At 70.4% G+C, this 17,882-nt stretch carries 16 protein-coding genes and 2 tRNA genes; 10 read left to right on the forward strand and 8 right to left on the reverse strand.

What is annotated here, in order from left to right; genetic code table 11:
* The first annotated feature begins 16 nt into the window (after positions 1–16).
* Positions 17–1,420, forward strand: coding sequence for an amidase (locus ACLIN4_RS12945; RefSeq protein ID WP_411575801.1), 1,404 nt, complete (start codon positions 17–19; stop codon positions 1,418–1,420).
* Here the strand turns inward: ACLIN4_RS12945 and ACLIN4_RS12950 are convergent.
* The gene (locus tag ACLIN4_RS12950) at positions 1,401–1,895 is read right to left on the reverse strand and encodes a DUF3830 family protein (RefSeq protein ID WP_043372639.1); all 495 of its coding nucleotides are present in this window, start codon (positions 1,893–1,895) and stop codon (positions 1,401–1,403) included. The two genes, ACLIN4_RS12945 and ACLIN4_RS12950, sit on opposite strands and share 20 nt — an antisense overlap.
* Before the next feature lie 106 nt (positions 1,896–2,001).
* Between ACLIN4_RS12950 and ehuB the strand changes: the two genes are divergently transcribed.
* The 6 genes from ehuB (at position 2,002) to ACLIN4_RS12980 (ending at position 6,216) form a co-directional block, all read left to right on the forward strand.
* On the forward strand, positions 2,002–2,931 hold the full coding sequence (gene ehuB / locus ACLIN4_RS12955) for an ectoine/hydroxyectoine ABC transporter substrate-binding protein EhuB (RefSeq protein ID WP_100049182.1): 930 nt from the start codon (positions 2,002–2,004) through the stop codon (positions 2,929–2,931).
* Entirely contained in the window at positions 2,928–3,632 is a 705-nt protein-coding gene (ehuC, locus tag ACLIN4_RS12960) for an ectoine/hydroxyectoine ABC transporter permease subunit EhuC (RefSeq protein WP_100049181.1), read from the forward strand. Before ehuB ends, ehuC begins: the two co-directional genes overlap by 4 nt.
* The gene (gene ehuD, locus ACLIN4_RS12965) at positions 3,629–4,279 is read left to right on the forward strand and encodes an ectoine/hydroxyectoine ABC transporter permease subunit EhuD (protein WP_043372633.1); all 651 of its coding nucleotides are present in this window, start codon (positions 3,629–3,631) and stop codon (positions 4,277–4,279) included. The genes ehuC and ehuD overlap by 4 nt, the downstream gene beginning before the upstream one ends.
* Positions 4,269–5,054 (forward strand): ectoine/hydroxyectoine ABC transporter ATP-binding protein EhuA, encoded by a 786-nt coding sequence (gene ehuA / locus ACLIN4_RS12970; protein WP_107480116.1) that lies wholly within the window; start codon positions 4,269–4,271, stop codon positions 5,052–5,054. The genes ehuD and ehuA overlap by 11 nt, the downstream gene beginning before the upstream one ends.
* Before the next feature lie 228 nt (positions 5,055–5,282).
* Positions 5,283–6,041, forward strand: a complete 759-nt coding sequence (locus tag ACLIN4_RS12975; RefSeq protein ID WP_107480117.1) for an IclR family transcriptional regulator — start codon at positions 5,283–5,285, stop codon at positions 6,039–6,041.
* Positions 6,042–6,142: 101 nt separating this feature from the next.
* Positions 6,143–6,216 (forward strand) — tRNA-Lys (locus ACLIN4_RS12980).
* 87 nt (positions 6,217–6,303) lie between these two features.
* Here ACLIN4_RS12980 and ACLIN4_RS12985 read toward each other — a convergent pair.
* The 3 genes from ACLIN4_RS12985 to ACLIN4_RS12995 form a co-directional block, all read right to left on the reverse strand.
* Positions 6,304–6,909: a lytic polysaccharide monooxygenase auxiliary activity family 9 protein gene (locus ACLIN4_RS12985; RefSeq protein ID WP_100049751.1), complete on the reverse strand. Its 606-nt coding sequence runs from the start codon at positions 6,907–6,909 to the stop codon at positions 6,304–6,306.
* A gap of 126 nt (positions 6,910–7,035) precedes the next feature.
* Entirely contained in the window at positions 7,036–8,190 is a 1,155-nt protein-coding gene (locus ACLIN4_RS12990; RefSeq protein ID WP_290012923.1) for an SPFH domain-containing protein, read from the reverse strand.
* Positions 8,191–8,256: 66 nt separating this feature from the next.
* Entirely contained in the window at positions 8,257–9,300 is a 1,044-nt protein-coding gene (locus ACLIN4_RS12995; protein WP_307652766.1) for a peptidoglycan-binding protein, read from the reverse strand.
* 196 nt (positions 9,301–9,496) lie between these two features.
* Between ACLIN4_RS12995 and ACLIN4_RS13000 the strand changes: the two genes are divergently transcribed.
* The 3 genes from ACLIN4_RS13000 (at position 9,497) to ACLIN4_RS13010 (ending at position 13,778) form a co-directional block, all read left to right on the forward strand.
* Positions 9,497–9,570: transfer RNA gene (locus ACLIN4_RS13000), tRNA-Lys, on the forward strand.
* Positions 9,571–9,852: 282 nt separating this feature from the next.
* Entirely contained in the window at positions 9,853–11,844 is a 1,992-nt protein-coding gene (locus ACLIN4_RS13005; RefSeq protein WP_289903087.1) for a glycosyltransferase family 2 protein, read from the forward strand.
* Complete coding sequence (locus ACLIN4_RS13010) at positions 11,841–13,778, forward strand: galactose oxidase-like domain-containing protein (RefSeq protein ID WP_411575802.1); 1,938 nt, start codon at positions 11,841–11,843, stop codon at positions 13,776–13,778. Before ACLIN4_RS13005 ends, ACLIN4_RS13010 begins: the two co-directional genes overlap by 4 nt.
* Before the next feature lie 74 nt (positions 13,779–13,852).
* On the opposite strand, the gene ACLIN4_RS13015 is transcribed toward ACLIN4_RS13010, so the two are convergent.
* From ACLIN4_RS13015 to ACLIN4_RS13030, 4 genes are all read right to left on the reverse strand, one after another.
* The gene (locus ACLIN4_RS13015; RefSeq protein ID WP_179350600.1) at positions 13,853–14,884 is read right to left on the reverse strand and encodes a glycoside hydrolase family 6 protein; all 1,032 of its coding nucleotides are present in this window, start codon (positions 14,882–14,884) and stop codon (positions 13,853–13,855) included.
* A gap of 78 nt (positions 14,885–14,962) precedes the next feature.
* On the reverse strand, positions 14,963–15,634 hold the full coding sequence (locus tag ACLIN4_RS13020; protein WP_100049348.1) for a class F sortase: 672 nt from the start codon (positions 15,632–15,634) through the stop codon (positions 14,963–14,965).
* A 2-nt stretch (positions 15,635–15,636) separates the two neighbouring features.
* Positions 15,637–16,209, reverse strand: coding sequence for a hypothetical protein (locus ACLIN4_RS13025; RefSeq protein ID WP_289903085.1), 573 nt, complete (start codon positions 16,207–16,209; stop codon positions 15,637–15,639).
* Between the two features lie 192 nt (positions 16,210–16,401).
* Positions 16,402–17,847, reverse strand: coding sequence for an AfsR/SARP family transcriptional regulator (locus tag ACLIN4_RS13030; RefSeq protein ID WP_179342612.1), 1,446 nt, complete (start codon positions 17,845–17,847; stop codon positions 16,402–16,404).
* Positions 17,848–17,882 lie beyond the last annotated feature (35 nt).

Below are 17,882 nucleotides of genomic sequence, written 5' to 3' on the forward strand. Positions count from 1 at the left end.
GGAAACGGGAGGGTGCATGACCGACCTCACGGAGCTGACCGCGGTGCAGCTCGTCGTCGGCTACCGCAAGGGCGATTTCAGCCCCGTCGAGGTGACCCGGGCGGCCCTGGAGCGGGCCGAGCGGATCCAGCCGGAGCTGAACGCGTTCGTCCGGCTGACCGGCGAAGAGGCGCTCGAACAGGCCCGGGGTGCCGAGGAGCGGTGGCGGCGCGGGGAGCCGGGCGGACGGCTGGACGGGGTGCCGGTCACCGTGAAGGACATCCTGCTGATGCGGGGTCACCCGACCCTGCGCGGCTCCCGTGCGGTGTCGCCGGACGGTCCGTGGGACGAGGACGCGCCGTCCGTCGCCCGGCTGCGCGAGCACGGCGCGGTGTTCGTCGGCAAGACGACGACGCCCGAGTTCGGCTGGAAGGGCGTCACGGACTCGCCGCTGTCCGGTGTCACCCGCAACCCGCACGACCCCTCCCGCACGGCGGGCGGCTCCAGTGGGGGCGCGGCGGCGGCCGTCGCGCGCGGGGCGGGCGCGCTGGCGCTCGGTACGGACGGCGGGGGCAGCGTGCGCATCCCCGCCTCCTTCTGCGGGATCTTCGGCCTGAAACCGACGTACGGCCGGGTGTCGCTGTACCCGGCGAGCGCGTTCGGCACCCTCGCGCACGTCGGCCCGATGACCCGGGACGCGGCGGACGCGGCGTTGATGCTGGACGTGATCGGCACGCCCGACGCCCGGGACTGGTCGGCGCTGGGCCCGGCGCCCGGGTCGTACACGGACGCCCTCGCCGAAGGGGTGCGGGGGCTGCGGGTGGCGTACTCGCCCTCGCTCGGCGGGCAGGTGGCGGTGCGCCCGGCGGTGGCGTCGGCGGTGCGGCGCGGCGTGGAGCGGCTGGCGGAGCTGGGCGCGTACGTGACGGAGGCGGACCCGGACTTCACGGACCCGGTGGAGGCCTTCCACACGCTGTGGTTCAGCGGGGCGGCCCGCGTGGTGCAGCACCTCAGGGCGGGGCAGCGGGAACTGCTCGACCCGGGGCTGCGGGACATCGTCGGCGCGGGGGCGCGGTACTCGGCGATGGAGTACCTGGCCGCGGTGGACGTCCGGATGGAGCTGGGCCGGCGGATGGGCCGATTCCACGAGGCGTACGACCTGCTGGTGACGCCGACGTTGCCGATCACGGCGTTCGAGGCCGGCGCCGAGGTGCCGAAGGGTTCGGGGCTGCGGCGGTGGACGGGGTGGACGCCGTTCACCTATCCGTTCAACCTGACCCAGCAGCCGGCGGCGACCGTCCCGGTCGGCACCGACGGGGACGGGCTGCCGATCGGCCTGCAACTCGTGGCGGCCCGCCACCGGGACGACCTGGTCCTGCGGGCCGCGCACGCGCTGTACGGAGCGGGCGTGCCCGCCTCGCCTAGGCCCGCCGGAAGCTGAGGGTCTCCCCCGCGGCTCCGGTGCGCCACAGGTCGTTGCAGGCCTCGGCCATCTCGTCGAGGCCCTCGACGACGCTGCCCCAGACGGTGCCGGGCACCCAGCCGACGTCGCCGTTGAGGAGCAGGTTGTTGCGCTCGTAGAACAGGGCGAGGTCGACGAGGGTGGTGCCCGCGCGGACCTCGCGGTCGTAGCCGTACGCCTTGGTGCCCAACTCGGCGCCCGCGAAGGCGAAATAGCACAGGTCGCCCGGGATGGGCGTCACGGTCGGGTTCTCCAGGGGTGGTTCGGATGCCGCGAAGGGCGGGAAAAGGGCGTAGATCTCGTTGCGTGCGTATTTGGCGTGATACACGTCGCCGCCGAGAGGGAGCGCGTCCCAGACCGCCGCGCAGGTGATCGGGGCCCGGTCGTCCAGCAGTTGGGCCCTGCACGTGATTCCGCGTTTGACCAGCGAGACTTCGATGTAGCGATCGGCCATGCCTCCATGGCAGTGCCCCCGGGGCCCCCGGTCAAGGGCGCCGGGCCGAGGTATCGGACTGAAAAAGATCGGCATAACCCGACCGGCTTCGGGTAGCTGCGCGCCCATGGCTCCACCACACAGAACCCCTCCATGGGGCATATCCGACCAAAGGACCAGGACAGCCGGGCCCACTCGCCGGTCGCTGCTCGCGGGGGTCGCGGCGCTCGGCGCACTGGGGGCGGCCGGCTGCTCCCGGGTGGCCGCCGGGTCCGGCGTGGAAGGCGGCGATCTCCTCGACCGGCTCAAGGCACAGGGCGTGGCCCGGCTCGGCATCGCCGGCGAGATCCCCTTCGGGTACATCGACAAGAACGGTGAGCTGACCGGCGAGGCGCCGGAGCTGGCGAAGGTCATCTTCAAGCGGCTCGGAGTGGACCGCGTGCAGCCGGTGCCGACGGAGTTCGGCTCCCTCATCCCGGGTCTGGCGTCGCAGCAGTTCGACGTGGTGGCGGCCGGGATGTACATCAACCCCGACCGCTGCCAGCAGGTCATCTTCTCCGACCCCGACTACCAGATGCTCGACGCGTTCATCGTGCGCAAGGGCAATCCGATGGGGCTGCGCAACTACGAGGACGTCGTCAAGAAGAAGGCCAAGTTCGCGACCGGCACCGGCTACGCCGAGATCGCCTACGCGGTGGAGCACGGGTACAAGGAGGACGACATCCTGATCGTCCCCGACCAGGTGGCCGGACTCAACGCCGTCGAGTCCGGGCGCGTGGACGTCTTCGCGGGCACGGCCCTGACCACCCGCGAAGTGGTGAAGAAGTCCAGCAAGGCCGAGGTGACCGAGGCGTTCGCGCCGATCGTCGACGGCGAACCGCACGTCGACGGCGGCGGCTTCGCCTTCCGGCCCACCGAGACCAACCTGCGGGACGCCTTCAACGTCGAGTTGCAGAAGCTCAAGAAGAGCGGCGAACTGCTGCGCATCCTCAAGCCCTTCGGTTTCACCGAGAACGAGATGACCGATCTGACCGCGAAGGAGCTGTGCGGCGGATGACCTCGGGACTGTGGGAACTCGTACTCCAGGGCGTCTGGGTCACCGTCCAGCTGCTCTTCTTCAGCGCGCTGCTGGCCACCGCCGTGTCCTTCGTGGTCGGCGTCGGCCGCACCCACCGGCTGTGGATCGTCCGCTTCCTGGCGGGCTTCTACACCGAGGTGTTCCGCGGGACCTCGGCGCTGGTGATGATCTTCTGGGTGTTCTTCGTGCTGCCGCCGGCCTTCGGCTGGCAGCTCGTACCCATGTGGGCGGGCACGCTGGCGCTGGGCCTGACCTACGGGGCGTACGGCTCCGAGATCGTGCGCGGCGCGCTCGCCGCGGTCGACCCGGCGCAGAAGGAGGGCGGCATCGCCCTCAGCTTCACGCCCTGGCAGCGGATGAAGCTGATCCTGCTGCCGCAGGCCGTGCCGGAGATGATCCCGCCCTTCTCCAACCTGCTGATCGAGCTGCTCAAGGGCACCGCCCTGGTGTCGATCATGGGCATGGGCGACCTGGCCTTCAGCGGCAATCTGGTGCGCCTGGCTCTCCAGGAGAGCGCGGAGATCTACACGTACATCCTGCTCATCTACTTCGTGATCGCGTTCCTGCTGACGCGGGTGATGCGCGGCCTGGAGAAGAAGCTGAAGGCGGGCGTGGGGAAGGCGGCGCCGAAGCGCGAGGCCGCCGCTCCTGAGCCGGCCGGGTTGGGGGGTGTCCGATGAAGTGGGACTGGAGCGCGGTCTCCGACTTCATGCCGCACTTCTGGGACGGTCTGCTGGTCACCCTGCAGATCCTGGTCCTGGGGTCGCTGGTGTCGTTCGTCCTCGGACTGGTGTGGGCGCTGCTGATGCGGGTGCCGTCCCGCTTCGTGACCTGGCCCGTCGGGGTGGTCACCGAGTTCGTGCGCAACACCCCGCTGCTGGTGCAGCTGTTCTTCCTCTTCTACGTGCTGCCCGAGTGGGGTGTGACCGCTTCGGCGCTCACCACCGGTGTGCTCGCCATCGGGCTGCACTACTCGACGTACACGATGCAGGTCTACCGGGCCGGCATCGAGGCGGTGCCGGTCGGCCAGTGGGAGGCCGCGACGGCGCTGAACCTGCCGATGGGGCGGACGTGGACCGCGGTGATCCTGCCGCAGGCGATCCGCCGCGTGGTGCCCGCCCTCGGCAACTACGTGATCTCCATGCTGAAGGACACGCCGCTGCTGATGGCGATCACGGTGCTGGAGATGCTCGGCGAGGCGCGGCTGTTCTCGCAGCAGAACTTCCAGTTCACCGAGCCCCTGACGGTGATCGGCGTGGCCTTCATCGTCATCTCCTACCTGGCCTCCCTTGCCCTGCGAGCCCTGGAGCGACGCCTTGCCCACTGACACTCTCCCCAATCCCGAGAAGAGCCCCGAGCGCAGCTCCGGCGAGCTGATACGCCTGGAGCAGGTCACCAAGCGGTTCGGGGACAACACCGTCCTCGACCACCTCGACTTCTCCGTCGACGCCGGCAAGCACGTCACCCTGATCGGCCCCTCCGGGTCGGGCAAGACGACGATCCTCAGGCTGCTGATGACGCTGCTCAAGCCCGACGAGGGCACGATCACCGTGGACGGGCAGAAGCTCTTCCCGGCGACCGAGAAGGAGCGCCGCGAGGCCCGCAAGCAGATCGGGATGGTCTTCCAGCAGTTCAACCTGTTCCCGAACATGAGCGTGCTGCGCAACATCACCGAGGCGCCGGTCACGGTGCTCGGGATGTCCAAGGACGAGGCGGTGGAGCGGGCCGAGGGTCTGCTCGACATGGTGGGCCTGGCGGACAAGTGCGACGCCCGTCCGGCCCAGCTCTCCGGCGGCCAGCAGCAGCGCGTGGCGATCGCGCGGGCGCTGGCGATGCGGCCGAAGGTGCTCCTCCTCGACGAGGTGACCTCGGCCCTGGACCCGGAGCTGGTCGCGGGCGTCCTCGACCTGCTGCGGGACATCGCCCGCAGCACGGACATCACCATGCTCTGCGTCACCCACGAGATGAACTTCGCGCGGGACATCTCGGACCAGGTCCTGATGTTCGACTCGGGCCGGGTCATCGAGGCCGGTCCGCCGGAGAAGATCTTCAGCGAGCCGGAGCACGATCGGACGCGGGAATTCCTCAGCGCGGTGCTGTGACCCCGACGGCACGCAGGCACGCCCCATCGCCCGAGGTCGTGGCGCTGGGGCGTGCCTTTGGCATATGCCAGTGGGTCAGCCCCGCAGCCCAGGGCCCCCGGAAGTTCGCCAACACCCCGTCACACGGCCCCTTTTGACGGTTATCGTGAAAGGCATCCGCTGTCCGGTCGGGGGCACAGGCAGGGACAGGGGCAGGGGCCTATCAGCGAAGCGCAGGGGGAGACCACCGTGGCGCTGCAGCACAAGCCGACCGCGCCGCACCACTCTGCCCAGGACGCCCTGCGCGCCCTGGAGACCGTGGCGCGGCACTCCACCGGAGTCACCGACACCGAGATCGCCCGGCACACCGGCCTGGACCGGGAGCGACTGACCCCGCTCCTGCGCATGCTGCGCCGCGAGGGCTACGTCGAGCAGAGCGCCGACGGCGCGTACGTCACCGGAGAGGCACTGGCCCGCCTGGGCTCGACCCACGGCCGTGAGGAGGCGCTGCGCGACAAGCTCCAGCGCACCCTGGACCGGCTGCGCGACTCGGTGGGCGCCGCCGTCTACATCAGCCGGTACGTGGACGGCGAGGTCAGCGTCACCCAGTACGCCGACAGCCCGGCCACGCCCAAGGTGAACGAGTGGGTGGACTTCCGGGTCTCGGCGCACGCCACCGCGGTCGGCAAGAGCCTGCTGACCCAGCTGGACCACGCGGGCCGCCGCGACCACCTCGCCCGGCACAAGATGGCCCGCCTGACCTCGCGCACCATCACCAGCGACAAGCTGCTGCTGTCCCGGCTGGAGTCCCAGCCGCCCACCGTGCCCGTGCTGGACCTCCAGGAGTACGCGGTGGGCACGGTCTGCGCGGCCGTCCCGATCACGGCCGGTTCCGCGGTGGGCTGCCTGGCCCTGTCCCTGCCGGTCGAGCACGCCCACCGGCTGCGCCGGGCCGCGGACGAGCTGAACCGGAACGCGGCGCCGGTCCTGCTGTCGCTGGCGATCTAGGCGCCGGCTCCGGGCTCCCGCACCGGTGGTCACGAGCACCCCCGAAGACCGGGTAGTATTTTCGTCGTCGCCGACCGCGGGAAGCGGAAGGCGGGAGTCATGCGCCGCTAGCTCAGTTGGTTAGAGCAGCTGACTCTTAATCAGCGGGTCCGGGGTTCGAGTCCCTGGCGGCGCACAGCAGGAGGGCCCCCTCGCCCAGGCGAGGGGGCCCTCCGCTCGTTCGGAGGCTTCCGTCCAGAGGCTTCCGTTCAGACGCTCCCGCTCAGAAGGTCACGTCCGAGCACGCGTAGAACGCGTTGCCCGTGTCGGCGACCGTCCACACCGCGAGGATCACGTGGTGCCCGCTCAGCCCGGACGGCAGCGTGCCGGTGTGGGAGAGCGTGGCGGGGGGCTGCTTGCCGCCGTAGGGCACGGTGAAGAACGGCGTGAGGTTGAGGTCGGAGCGGGCCAGGTTGTGGTTCTGGTTCCAGCCCGGCTTGGTGACGTAGTACCGGAAGTCGGTCGTGGCGTGCCGGGCGGTGAACTGCCAGCGGAAGGTGTAGCTCTGCCCGCCGTTCACCTTGGTGGTCGGCCAGGCCTGTCCGTTCGGCGTCTTCGGGCTGTCCAGCTGGGCGAACCCGGTGTTGCCCGCGGAACAGATCCGGCCGTCGGCCGGTCCCGCCGCCGGGAAGCCCTTGGGCCCCTCGACGCTCTGCGGCTCCCACTGGATGGCGCCGCAGTTGCTGACCCCGCCGTTCTGGCAGAGCTTCTGCCGGCTGACCGGCAGGTCGGTGTAGCCGTGGCCGCTGGCGCCGCCGGACGAGAGCACGAGGGCTCCGGTGGTCGCCATGCCCACGGCGGCGGCATACAACTTGGTCCTTGTGCGCATGCTGCTGCTCCTGTGACGTGGGGGAGGTTCAGTGAGCCTTGCAGGTCTAGACCAAGTCCCAGATTATTGCCGTTAGTTGAACATGTCCATACCAATCGCGGAACCCGGTCGCGGCCCGTCCCCGGGTCAGGCCCCCGCCTCCCGGCGCCCCGCGCAGAACGCCACCGTCAGGTCCTTCACCAGCACCTTGCGCTCGTAGTCGTCGAGTTCGACCAGCCCGCGCATGGTCAGCCGGGTCACCGTGTCCTCCACCGAGTCCACGACCGAGGTGAGCACGCTGGCCCGCTGCGCGGCGTCCAGCGCGGCGATCCGGCGCCGGTGCATGGAGGCGGCGACCTCGGGGGCGTACTCCACCCGGACCGGACGCACCGAGAACACCTCCAGGCCGACCGGCGCCGCGTCCGCCGCCACCAGCCGGGTCAGCGTCTCGCCCGCCACGTCGGCCGAGCTGCGGACCGTGCCCGGCGGCTCCACCGGCACCCGGGCCAGCGCCGCCTCGACGCACTCGCGCAGGTACGCCTCGTGGTCCTCGACGCCCAGCGTGGCCTTCGCGGTGTCCCGCACCCGCCACACCACCAGCGTCACCGCCCTCAGCGCGACCCCGTTGCCGTCGGCCGCGGGCATCGGCTCGCTGCGCCAGTGCCGCAGCCGCACGTCGACCCGGCGGCGCAGCAGCAGCGGGTTGACCCACATCAGGCCGGTGCGCCGCACGGTGCCCCGGTAGCGGCCGAACAGGCCGAGCACCCAGGCCCGCCCGGTGCGGCCCCGGGCCAGCCCGCCGAAGCCGAACAGCCCCAGCGCCCCGGCGGCCGCGTACGCCGCCCACTGCGCGGGCCCGAGCCCGGCACCGGCGTACGCCGGCAGCCCCAGCGCCTCGGCCGCGAGCGGCGGCACGAGCCCGGCCCACCAGGAGGTGAGCGCGCAGCCCGCCGCCCCGCACGCCCCGGCGGCCACGCCCGCGGCACCGGGCAGCACCCGCGCCGGACGCTCCGTCAGCTCCGGGTCGATCCGTACCGCCGGCACCGTGCGCGCGGCGACCGGGCGGCGCGCACGGGGCTGCTCGCCCGTGCCCTGCCGGCGGGCGACGACCGCGGGCCGCAGCGGCACCGGCGACGGATCCGGGTCGTCGCGGAAGAGCAGGTGGACGGGGATCTCGGTGGTGGCCTCGTTGTGGATGAGGCGGGCGGACCGGTGGCCGGTCTCCGCCGGGCCGCCCGGCTCCGGGGGCCCCTGGGGGGCCGGCGGCATGGTGTCCGGATTCGTGGAAGAGGTCGTACTCATGCGTGCTCCAGCCTCCGCGCCAGATGCGTCATGAACGTCGTGGACGGGTGATCACCGGGTGGACGGTCAGGAGAAGAGCCGCCGCCAGGTCTCCGGGCCCGGGTAGCCGTCCGCCGCCCCGCCGCGCCAGCCCTGGGCGCGCTGGAAGGCCTCGACGCCCCGCCGGTCCGCCTCGCCCCAGCGCGGCCCCGGTCCGGTCGTGTAGTGGGTGCCGAATCCCTTCTTCACCAGCTGCCTGCCGAGCCGGGTGACGTACGGGTTCTCCGCGCCCGGCCGGAACATCGCCCGTCCGGGGTAGCCGGCCACCCCGTGCGAGGCGGGGGCCGGGGCGGCGCCGGGTGCGGGGGCCGGCTCCCGCGTGCCGGTCGCGGCCGTCGCGGTGACGCCCTTGTAGCGGTAGGGCAGGTACTTGGCCGAATCGCTCCAGTAGGCGTAGGGCGTGGACTGCTTGCGGGTGTGCGGCGGGGTCTGCTCGTAGGCGAGGTAGGAGGTGTGCGTACCGTCCGTCCAGCCGCCGAAGATCACCACGTGGGACCCGGTCTGGGGGTCGGCCGCGTTGTGGAAGAGCAGGATGTCGCCGGGCTGGAGCTCCTCCTTGGTGATGCGGTCGGCGAAGGTGCCGAGGCTGCCGGTCCATTCGTTGGTGGGCAGTTTCCAGGCCATCGAGACATAACCCGAGCAGTCCTGCCGGTAACCGTCGGACCAGTAGGAGGTCAGGCTGTAGGGCACCTTCGCGGTGACCCAGGTCTGGGCCCGTTCGATGATCTCCGTGCGGGTGATCCCGGCCAGCGGCGTACCGGCCGGGGGCATCACCGGCAGACCGGCCGGACCGTACAGTGGCGCCCTCGGCCCCTGCGGGGTGTCGGGCACGTCCGTGGCCGGAACGCCGGGCCGGTGGTCCGCGTGGGCGGCGGCCGGGACCGCCACGACGCCGCCCGCGCCGAGCGCGGACGCCGCGGCGGTGGCCACGATCAGCGCACGGCGGGCCGCCGGGTGGGCGCCGGCGCGGCCGGTACGGGAACGCGGCAGGACGCGGCGCCAGTGGCGGCAGCCGGCACAGTCGCAGTCGCCCGGGGGGTCGAATTCCTCGAACACGGGAGCAGCCTCCATGCGATTCCCCTCACACTCCCGGCGAAAAACTCCGCGACGGCACAGTTCGGTACATGCCGGACAGTTTCTCAACTGTCCCGCACACGCGCATGCTGACGGTCCGAATGATGTACACGGCGCCCGGGCGCTCCCGCCGGGCCGTTCGGCGCGGTCCGGAGCACCGGTCGGCATCGGGTAGAGTTGTGCAGGTCAGCAGGCGCCGCTAGCTCAGTTGGTTAGAGCAGCTGACTCTTAATCAGCGGGTCCGGGGTTCGAGTCCCTGGCGGCGCACAGACGGTCGAAGGCCCCCCGTAGCACGCGGGGGGCCTTCGGCGTACCCGGCCGACGGGCGTCTTGCGATCATGACGAACACCGTAGAACCCTGGTCCGGTTCGGGGGATGGATGCCGAGGGGGGCATCATGCAACCGGGGGTCGCTGTCCCATGTCTATATAAGGTGTGGATGCCGTGGTGACAGCAACCCACCACTGTTACGTCCGTGAAGGTCGAGGGGGACCCGAGCGGACGACGGAAGCGACGAAACACGCGTGACGCGCGTGTGGGGGGATGACTCATGACGTCGACGCCGACGGGCGCCGGGCAGGACCACGACCCGTCCCAGACCACGCAGCTCAGAGTGCCTGCGCATCGGACCTGGAACACCGGCTCGTTCCGCCGGATACGGAAAACGCTGCCGAGGTACGACTACGAGCACTACAGCCGGCTCGCGGGCCCCCTCACCCAGCCGGACCCGAACAAGCCGTACAAGGTCCAGTACCGCTCGCTGATCTCGCAGGAGCCGCACCGCATCCGGGTCGCCCTGATGCTGGCCGCCGCCCCGCTGCTGTCGGTCGTGCTGCTGGTCTGGCTGCTCCAGCCCACGCACTGGACCGAGCGCGACTACCCGGCCTTCGACTGGCTGCCGACGCTCGACATCGTGATGCTCGTGTCGATCGGCCTGATCGAGCTGTTCCGCTGCCTGAACGTGCTGTCGAACGCGCACGCGACGCTGGTCGCCCGGGACCCGATCCCGGTGGTGCCCGAGACCGGCACCCGGGTCGCCTTCCTCACCTCCTTCGTGCCCGGCAAGGAGCCGCTGGAGATGGTGACGAAGACCCTGGAGGCGGCCGTCAAGATCCGCCACCGCGGTCTGATGCACGTCTGGCTCCTCGACGAGGGCGACGACCCCGAGGTGAAGGCGGTCTGCGAGCGCCTCGGCGTGCACCACTTCTCCCGCAAGGGCGTCGCGAAGTGGAACATGCCCAAGGGCCCGCACCGCGCCAAGACCAAGCACGGCAACTACAACGCCTGGCTGGACGCGCACGGCGACGACTACGACTTCTTCGCCTCCGTCGACACCGACCACGTGCCGCTGCCCAACTACCTGGAGCGGATGCTCGGCTTCTTCCGCGACCCGGACGTCGGCTTCGTCATCGGCCCGCAGGTCTACGGCAACTACGACAACCCGATCACCAAGGCCGCCGAGTCGCAGCAGTTCCTCTTCCACGCCCTGATCCAGCGCGCGGGCAACCGCTACGGCTCCCCCATGTTCGTGGGCACCTCGAACGCGGTGCGCATCAAGGCGCTCAAGCAGATCGGCGGTCTGTACGACTCGATCACCGAGGACATGGCGACCGGCTTCGAGATCCACCGTCACAAGAACCCGGCCACCGGCCGCAAGTGGCGCTCGGTCTACACCCCGGACGTGCTCGCGGTCGGTGAGGGCCCGAACGCCTGGACGGACTTCTTCACCCAGCAGATGCGCTGGTCGCGAGGGACGTACGAGACGATCCTCAAGCAGTACTGGAAGGGCTGGTACTCGCTGCCGCCGAGCAAGCTCTTCAACTACACGATGATGATCATCTTCTACCCGATGTCGGCCCTGAACTGGATCCTGGCCGCGCTGAGCTGCGCGCTGTTCCTCGGCGCCGGCGCCTCGGGTGTCAACATCGACCCGACGGTCTGGCTGATGCTCTACGGCAACGCCTCCGCCCTGCAGATCGGCCTGTACGTCTGGAACCGCCGCCACAACGTGTCCCCGCACGAGCCGGAGGGCTCCGGCGGTGTGGCCGGCATGGTGATGTCCGCGCTCTCGGCGCCGCTGTACGCGAAGGCGCTCATCGACTCGGTGCTGCGCCGCAAGAGCAAGTTCGTGGTGACCCCGAAGGGCGACTCCGCCAGCCCGGACACGTGGTTCGGGACCTTCCGGTACCACTGGTACTTCATCGTGATCTTCGGCGCCTCGATCGCGGCCGGTTTCGTCCTCGGCCACTCGCACCCCGCGATGATCATCTGGGCGACGTTCGCGCTGCTGATCACCGCGTCGCCGATGTTCGCGTGGCGCCACGAACTGCGGAAGGCGAAGAAGCAACCGCCGGTCGTGGCGGCGGAGCCCGAGCCCCGGGTCCCGTCGCAGCAGTCGGCGCCGGAGCAGGCGTACAGCCCGCATGCGCCGCACGCCTCGCACGCGCCGCAGCAGAAGCCCAGCTGGGCGGCCCCCTCCGACGGGGGCAACGACCAGACCATGCAGATCGCCCTTGGTGGACTTGGGGGACGTAAGGAATGAAGGACCGTGCCGGCCGCCGCCGGGCCCGTCGCTTCGCGATAGGCACGGCGGTGGTAGTCGCGCTGGCCGGGATGAACGGGCCGTGGCTCTACCGCTTCGGAACCGAGAAATACCACCAGTACAAGATCAATCAGCCGGAGTACAAGGCCGCCAACGGCAAGTGGGAGATCGTCGAGTTTCCCGAGGAGTACCGGCAGAACACCATCCACGCGGCGCTGCTGCGCACCGGCAAGGTGCTGCTCGTCGCGGGGTCGGGCAACAACCAGGACAACTTCGACGCGAAGCAGTACGACACCCGGATCTGGGACCCGGTCAAGGGGTCCATCAAGAAGGTGCCGACGCCGACCGACCTGTTCTGCACCGGCCACACCCAGCTCGCCAACGGCAATCTGCTGATCGCGGGCGGCACCAAGCGGTACGAGAAGCTCAAGGGTGACGTCACCAAGGCCGGCGGCCTGATGATCGTCCACAACGAGAACCCGGACAAGCCGATCACCCTGCCGGCGGGCACGAAGTTCACCGGCAAGGAGAACGGCAAGACCTTCGTCTCCAAGGACCCGGTGCTGGTGCCCCGGGCCGAAAAGGTCTTCGACAAGGAGACCGGGAAGTTCCTGCGCAACGACCCCGGCCTCGGCCGGATCTACGTCGAGGCGGAGAAGAGCGGCGCCAAGTACGAGACGGGCACGCAGGACAACTACACCGTCGCGGGGCTGAAGGGCGACGACGCGCGCAACACGTACGGCATCGCGGAGAAGCTCGCGCTCGACAAGAAGGACTTCCAGGGCATCCGGGACGCCTTCGAGTTCGACCCGGTCGCCGAGAAGTACATCAAGGTCGACCCGATGAACGAGGCCCGCTGGTACCCGACGCTCACCACCCTGAGCGACGGCAAGATCCTCAGCGTCTCCGGCCTCGACGAGATCGGCCAGATCGTTCCGGGCAAGAACGAGGTCTACGACCCCGAGACCAAGACGTGGGAGTACACCGGCAAGGTCCGCCAGTTCCCGACGTACCCGGCGCTGTTCCTCATGCAGAACGGCAAGATCTTCTACTCGGGCGCGAACGCCGGTTACGGCCCCGCCGACGTGGGCCGCGACCCTGGCATCTGGGACCTGGACACCTACAAGTTCACCAAGGTCCCCGGCATGAGCGACGCCAACATGCTGGAGACCGCCAACACGGTGCTGCTGCCGCCGGCGCAGGACGAGAAGTACATGGTGATCGGCGGCGGCGGGGTCGGCGAGTCCAAGCTGTCCAGCGAGAAGACCCGGATCGTCGATCTGAAGGCCGACGACCCGAAGTTCGTGGACGGGCCGTCGCTGGACAAGGGCACGCGGTACCCGCAGGCCTCGATCCTGCCCGACGACAGCGTGCTGGTCTCCGGCGGTTCGGAGGACTACCGGGGCCGCGGCGACTCCAAGATCCTCGAGGCCCGGCTGTACCAGCCGGACACGAACGAGTTCGAGCGCGTCGCCGATCCGCTGGTGGGCCGCAACTACCACTCCGGTTCGATCCTGCTGCCCGACGGGCGCCTGATGTTCTTCGGGTCGGACTCGCTCTACGCCGACAAGGCGAACACCAAGCCCGGCAAGTTCGAGCAGCGCATCGAGATCTACACGCCGCCGTATCTCTACCGGGACTCCCGGCCGGACCTCTCCGGAGGGCCGCAGACCATCGAGCGTGGTGAGTCGGGGACGTTCACGTCCCGGGCGGCGGGGTCGGTGAAGAAGGTGCGGCTGATCAGGCCGAGCGCGTCGACGCATGTCACGGATGTCGACCAGCGGTCCATCGCGCTGGACTTCAAGGCGGACGGGGACAAGTTGACGGTGACGGTGCCGGAGAACAAGAACCTGGTTCAGTCGGGGTGGTACATGATGTTCGTGACTGACGGGGAGGGCACGCCGAGCAAGGCGGAGTGGGTGCACGTCCCGTAGCGCTCCCGCAGGTGGTGCCCAGGGGTGCGGGAGCGCTGTGGCTTGTCGCGCAGGTCCCGCGCCCCCGGGTCTTCTTATCCCTGCGCCAGCTTCAGGGCGTACTCCGGCCACCATTCGCCGGCCTTGGGACCGCCCTTGCACTCGCCGTCCGACTCCCCCGGGCGCTTGACCCACAGGTAGGCGTCGACCAGGGGGTCGGCGGTCTTCGTGGTCGGGGTCTCGCCGAGGGCCCGGCCCGGCGGGTTGCACCAGCGTTCGCCCGGGTCGCCCTCGGTGTAGGGGCCGTTGCCGTTGCGGCTGGTGTCGATGACGAAGTGCTTGCCGCCGACCTTGGCCGAGAGCTGCTTGCCGTAGGCGATGGAGTCCTCGGTGGTGTAGAAGTTCGAGACGTTGACCGAGAAGCCGTCGGCCTGGTCTATGCCCGCCCACTTCAGCGGCTCGAAGATCTGGTCGGGGTGGCCCCAGCCGGCGTTGCCCGCGTCCAGGTAGACCTTGGTGTTCTTCAGCGCGGAGAGCTTGGCGATGGCTCCCTTGAGGAGGTCGTAGCGCTCCTCGTGGAACTGCTCCGGGGTGCAGCCGTCCACCAGGTGGAGCACCGCGTCCGGCTCCAGGATGACCGTGGCGGAACGGTCGCCGATGCCCTTGGCCACACCGTCGATGAAGTCGCGGTAGGCGTTGCCGTCGGCGGCGCCGCCGCCCGAGTACTGGCCGCAGTCGCGGTGCGGGATGTTGTAGAGGACGAGGAGCGCGGTGCGGCCCGCCTCGTCGGCTGCTTCGGTGAAGCCCCGGGCCTGCTCCTCGGGGTTCTCCGGGCTGATCCACTCGCCGGTCGGCTGCTGGGCGATCTTGCGGATCTGCTCGGCCTGGTCCTTCTTGTCGGACTTCTCCAGGGCCGCCAGCTGCTTGGCCGCGTTGCCGTCCGGGTTGACCCAGAACGGGTCCGCTTCCTTCGGCTGCTGCGTGATCCCGGCCCCCGCGTCCTTGGCCTTGCCCTCGTCGTCCCCGTCCCCCGACGAGGAGCAGCCCGCGAGCAGCAGCGCCGCCCCCAGCACCACCGCGGACGCCCGCCTCGTGGACATCTTTCCGGCCCCCCTGCTGCCGTACATCCAACCCCCCTGGGTGCACTGTTCCGAGGCTCAATCCTGACATACGCCTCCGGCACCCACGAGGGCCCGGGGAACGGGCTAGCCGCCCGTCCCGGTGAGGTACGCCGAGACGACCACGTTGGCCGTGTAGCCGCCCGTGGCGGGGTCGAAGGTGCCGCCGCAGGTGATCAGGCGGAGTTCGGCGCGGCCGGTGTCCCGCGGGCCGTAGGCCTGTTGGGCGTCGAAGCCGTCGCGGGTGAGGACCTGGACGTCGTCGACGGTGAACTCGGCGACCTCGGCGTCCTCGCGGACCACGCGGATCGTCTCGCCGGGTTCCAGGGTGCTGACCTCGTAGAAGACGGCGGGCCGGGTCTCGGTGTCGACGTGGCCGACCATGAGCGCGGTCCCGGCCGCTCCCGGCGTCACGCCGTCCGCGTACCAGCCGACGGAGCCGGGGCGGTCGAAGGGCGGTGGTTCGATGGCGCCCTTGGTGTCGAGGCCGCTGGCGAGGACCGGGGCCCGGACGTCGAGTCCGGGGATGTCCAGGCGCTGCGGCAGGGCGTCGTCGAGGGGTTCGTGGGCGGGCGGCAGCGGTACGTCGGGCGGTCGGCCGGCCGCCGCCATGTCGCCGGTGGTCGGCACGGATATGCCCTCGCGCACGTCGGTGGCCTCGCGGCCCCACAGCCACAGCCCGAGCAGCAGCACCGTCCAGGCGATGCCGGTCACCAGGCGGCCGGAGCCGGCGGTGCGTCGCTGGTCCTGTTCGGACATGGTCAGTCCGTCCCGCGGCTCCGGCTGCGGACACCGCGCAGCGCGACGGCGACGGCGGCGATGCCCGCGAGCACCAGGCCGGTCACGGTGTGCGCCGTGCCGGGGGGCTGGGGCCGGGCCTCGTCGCGGGTGTCGGAGGCGGCGAGGCGTGCGGTGCCGCCGCCGCCCGCGTCGACGGGGGCGACGGGCGAGGCGGGTGCCGCCGGGCGCCGTCGCTCGGCGACGGTGACGGTGCCCTCGCGCGCGTCCTGGCCGCACTTGACCCGCACGACGTACGCGCCGGCCTCCACGGTGGAGCGGACCGTGCCGGCCCCGACGAGGACGCCGTCGGAGCTGGACAGGGAGAGCTTCGCGTCGGAGACGAACGCCGCCGACACGGCGACGGCCGTCTTCTCGGTGCAGTCGGGCACGCGGAGCCTGACGTCGCTGCCGGGCGCCGGGGAGGACGGTGACACCGAGACGCCCCCTCCGTCCGCCGTGCGGGCGGCGGGTGCGGCCGAGGCGAGCGGCGCGATCGGGGCCAGCACCGCGACCGCCGCCGCTCCGGTACAGAGAGTGACTTTCAGTGAGCCCATCGTGTACCTCCAGTTACCTGGAGGCTCCCGCGCGGCACCGGCCCCCGCATCTTGCGCGGGGGCCGGCGTACGCCGAACGGGTGTATCGCCAGGGTCTTCGCCAGGGCACGCCGGTGTCGACGTCCGGCGTGCAAAGGATCCTCGAGCGCAGGCGTCGCGCGGGACACCTGCCTCTCTTTCGCGGGCCCGAGGTCAGACCGTTATCGTCGTGGACTGTGGGACGGCGGAGCTCCAGCCGGGCCAGAGGTGTTCGGGGTCGGACTCGGCGGTGAGCACGATGAGCAGGGGTATGTCGCCGGCGGCCCGGACGATCTCGCCGACGCATCGCGCGACCGGCCCCCCGGTCCGGTGAAGATCCACGCAGGTGACGACCAGGGTCTGGTGCGGCGATGCGCGACGCAGTGCGGCTCGCAGGTCGTCGGCGAGGTCTGCGCCGTCGGCGCCCGCATGGGCGTCCCACACCGTGACTTCCCTGTCCCGGCTCAGGTGCTCCAGCAGGTCCGGGATCAGACGGCCCGTCCGCCCCTGCAGACTGCCGACGAGCGTGACCACGTGGGGACGCCGGCGGCTCTGCACCAGCTCCCGCAGAGACAGGAGCAGGTTGAGTTCGGGGTCGGCCGGTGGCAGCACCGCGGATGCCGGGGGCCTGGTCGTGCCGGTCGTGGCAGCACGCAGGCCGAGGGCGGGATCCTGCCGGAGTATGGCGTGGCGCAGATCCTGCAGAGCGCGGCTGGGCTCGACGCCGAAATCGGCATCCAGTTGCTGCCGCAGCCGGTCGTACGCGTCGAGTGCCTCGACCTGATGGCCGCAGCGGTAGAGCGCGAGCATCAGGAGTCGGCAGGTGCGTTCCCTCGAAGGCTTCTTGGCGGCCTCGGTCGAGAGCTGGGAAGCTATCTCCTGATGTCTTCCCGAGAGCAGTTCGGCCTCGAAGTAGTCCTCCTGCGCGGCGGTGCGGGCGCTGTCGAGAACCGAGAGTTCGGGCCAGTCGACCCCGGAGTCGGCGAGGTCCTGCAGAGCCGGTCCCCGCCACATTCCCAAGGCGGCACTCAGAGCGCGGGCGGCCTTCTCCGGTTGGCCGGATTCGAGCGCGATGCGGCCTTGCTGATTGAGCAGCCGGAATCGGGTCACATCTATGTTCTCGGACGAAGTCTGCAGGACGTATCCCGGTTCCTGGCTAAGTAACGAGGCCGCCGGCTGCCCGGGCGTGCCGAGGCGCATGAGTACCTTGCGCAGCGCCGAAATCGCGTTCTGCAAGACCTTTCGTGCGGTGGGCGGCGCGTTTTCCGGCCACAGCACGTTCATGAGATCGCTGATGGACACCACTTGGTTGGCGTGCAGGACGAGATACGCGAGTACCGCCCGCTGATTCTTTCCGCGAAGAGGCAGAGGGCCCTTCTCGGTGACGATCTCAAGTGGTCCGAGTATGCGGAATGCGATTCTCTGCCGTGAGGGCATCCCCTCGGATGTCCCCAGGACCGGCGAGCCGGAAGACGGCATCCGCCGGACCGGCAGGCCGGCCACCGCCGTCGTGTCCGGTTGTTTCTTGCGCCTCGTCGGGTGCCGTCTGTCGTGCTGCTCGGAGTGCTGGCGGACCGGGAAGCCGTAGGCATCCCCCCGCGGCAAGACTCGTTCAGGCATGTTTCCCCCATACATGTGAGCGTCGCACGGAAGCT

Origin of the sequence: Streptomyces mutabilis, from assembly GCF_046628145.1 — a bacterium.
Classification (GTDB): Bacteria; Actinomycetota; Actinomycetes; order Streptomycetales; family Streptomycetaceae; genus Streptomyces; species Streptomyces mutabilis.

Coding starts and splice junctions, on each gene's coding strand:
- ACLIN4_RS12945 (WP_411575801.1), top strand. CDS start 17: ATGACCGACCTCACGGAGCTGACCGCGGTGCAGCTCGTCGTCGGCTAC.
- ACLIN4_RS12950 (WP_043372639.1), bottom strand. CDS start 1,895: ATGGCCGATCGCTACATCGAAGTCTCGCTGGTCAAACGCGGAATCACG.
- ehuB (WP_100049182.1), top strand. CDS start 2,002: ATGGCTCCACCACACAGAACCCCTCCATGGGGCATATCCGACCAAAGG.
- ehuC (WP_100049181.1), top strand. CDS start 2,928: ATGACCTCGGGACTGTGGGAACTCGTACTCCAGGGCGTCTGGGTCACC.
- ehuD (WP_043372633.1), top strand. CDS start 3,629: ATGAAGTGGGACTGGAGCGCGGTCTCCGACTTCATGCCGCACTTCTGG.
- ACLIN4_RS12985 (WP_100049751.1), bottom strand. CDS start 6,909: ATGCGCACAAGGACCAAGTTGTATGCCGCCGCCGTGGGCATGGCGACC.
- ACLIN4_RS12990 (WP_290012923.1), bottom strand. CDS start 8,190: ATGAGTACGACCTCTTCCACGAATCCGGACACCATGCCGCCGGCCCCC.
- ACLIN4_RS12995 (WP_307652766.1), bottom strand. CDS start 9,300: ATGGAGGCTGCTCCCGTGTTCGAGGAATTCGACCCCCCGGGCGACTGC.
- ACLIN4_RS13005 (WP_289903087.1), top strand. CDS start 9,853: ATGACGTCGACGCCGACGGGCGCCGGGCAGGACCACGACCCGTCCCAG.
- ACLIN4_RS13010 (WP_411575802.1), top strand. CDS start 11,841: ATGAAGGACCGTGCCGGCCGCCGCCGGGCCCGTCGCTTCGCGATAGGC.
- ACLIN4_RS13015 (WP_179350600.1), bottom strand. CDS start 14,884: ATGTACGGCAGCAGGGGGGCCGGAAAGATGTCCACGAGGCGGGCGTCC.
- ACLIN4_RS13020 (WP_100049348.1), bottom strand. CDS start 15,634: ATGTCCGAACAGGACCAGCGACGCACCGCCGGCTCCGGCCGCCTGGTG.
- ACLIN4_RS13025 (WP_289903085.1), bottom strand. CDS start 16,209: ATGGGCTCACTGAAAGTCACTCTCTGTACCGGAGCGGCGGCGGTCGCG.
- ACLIN4_RS13030 (WP_179342612.1), bottom strand. CDS start 17,847: ATGCCTGAACGAGTCTTGCCGCGGGGGGATGCCTACGGCTTCCCGGTC.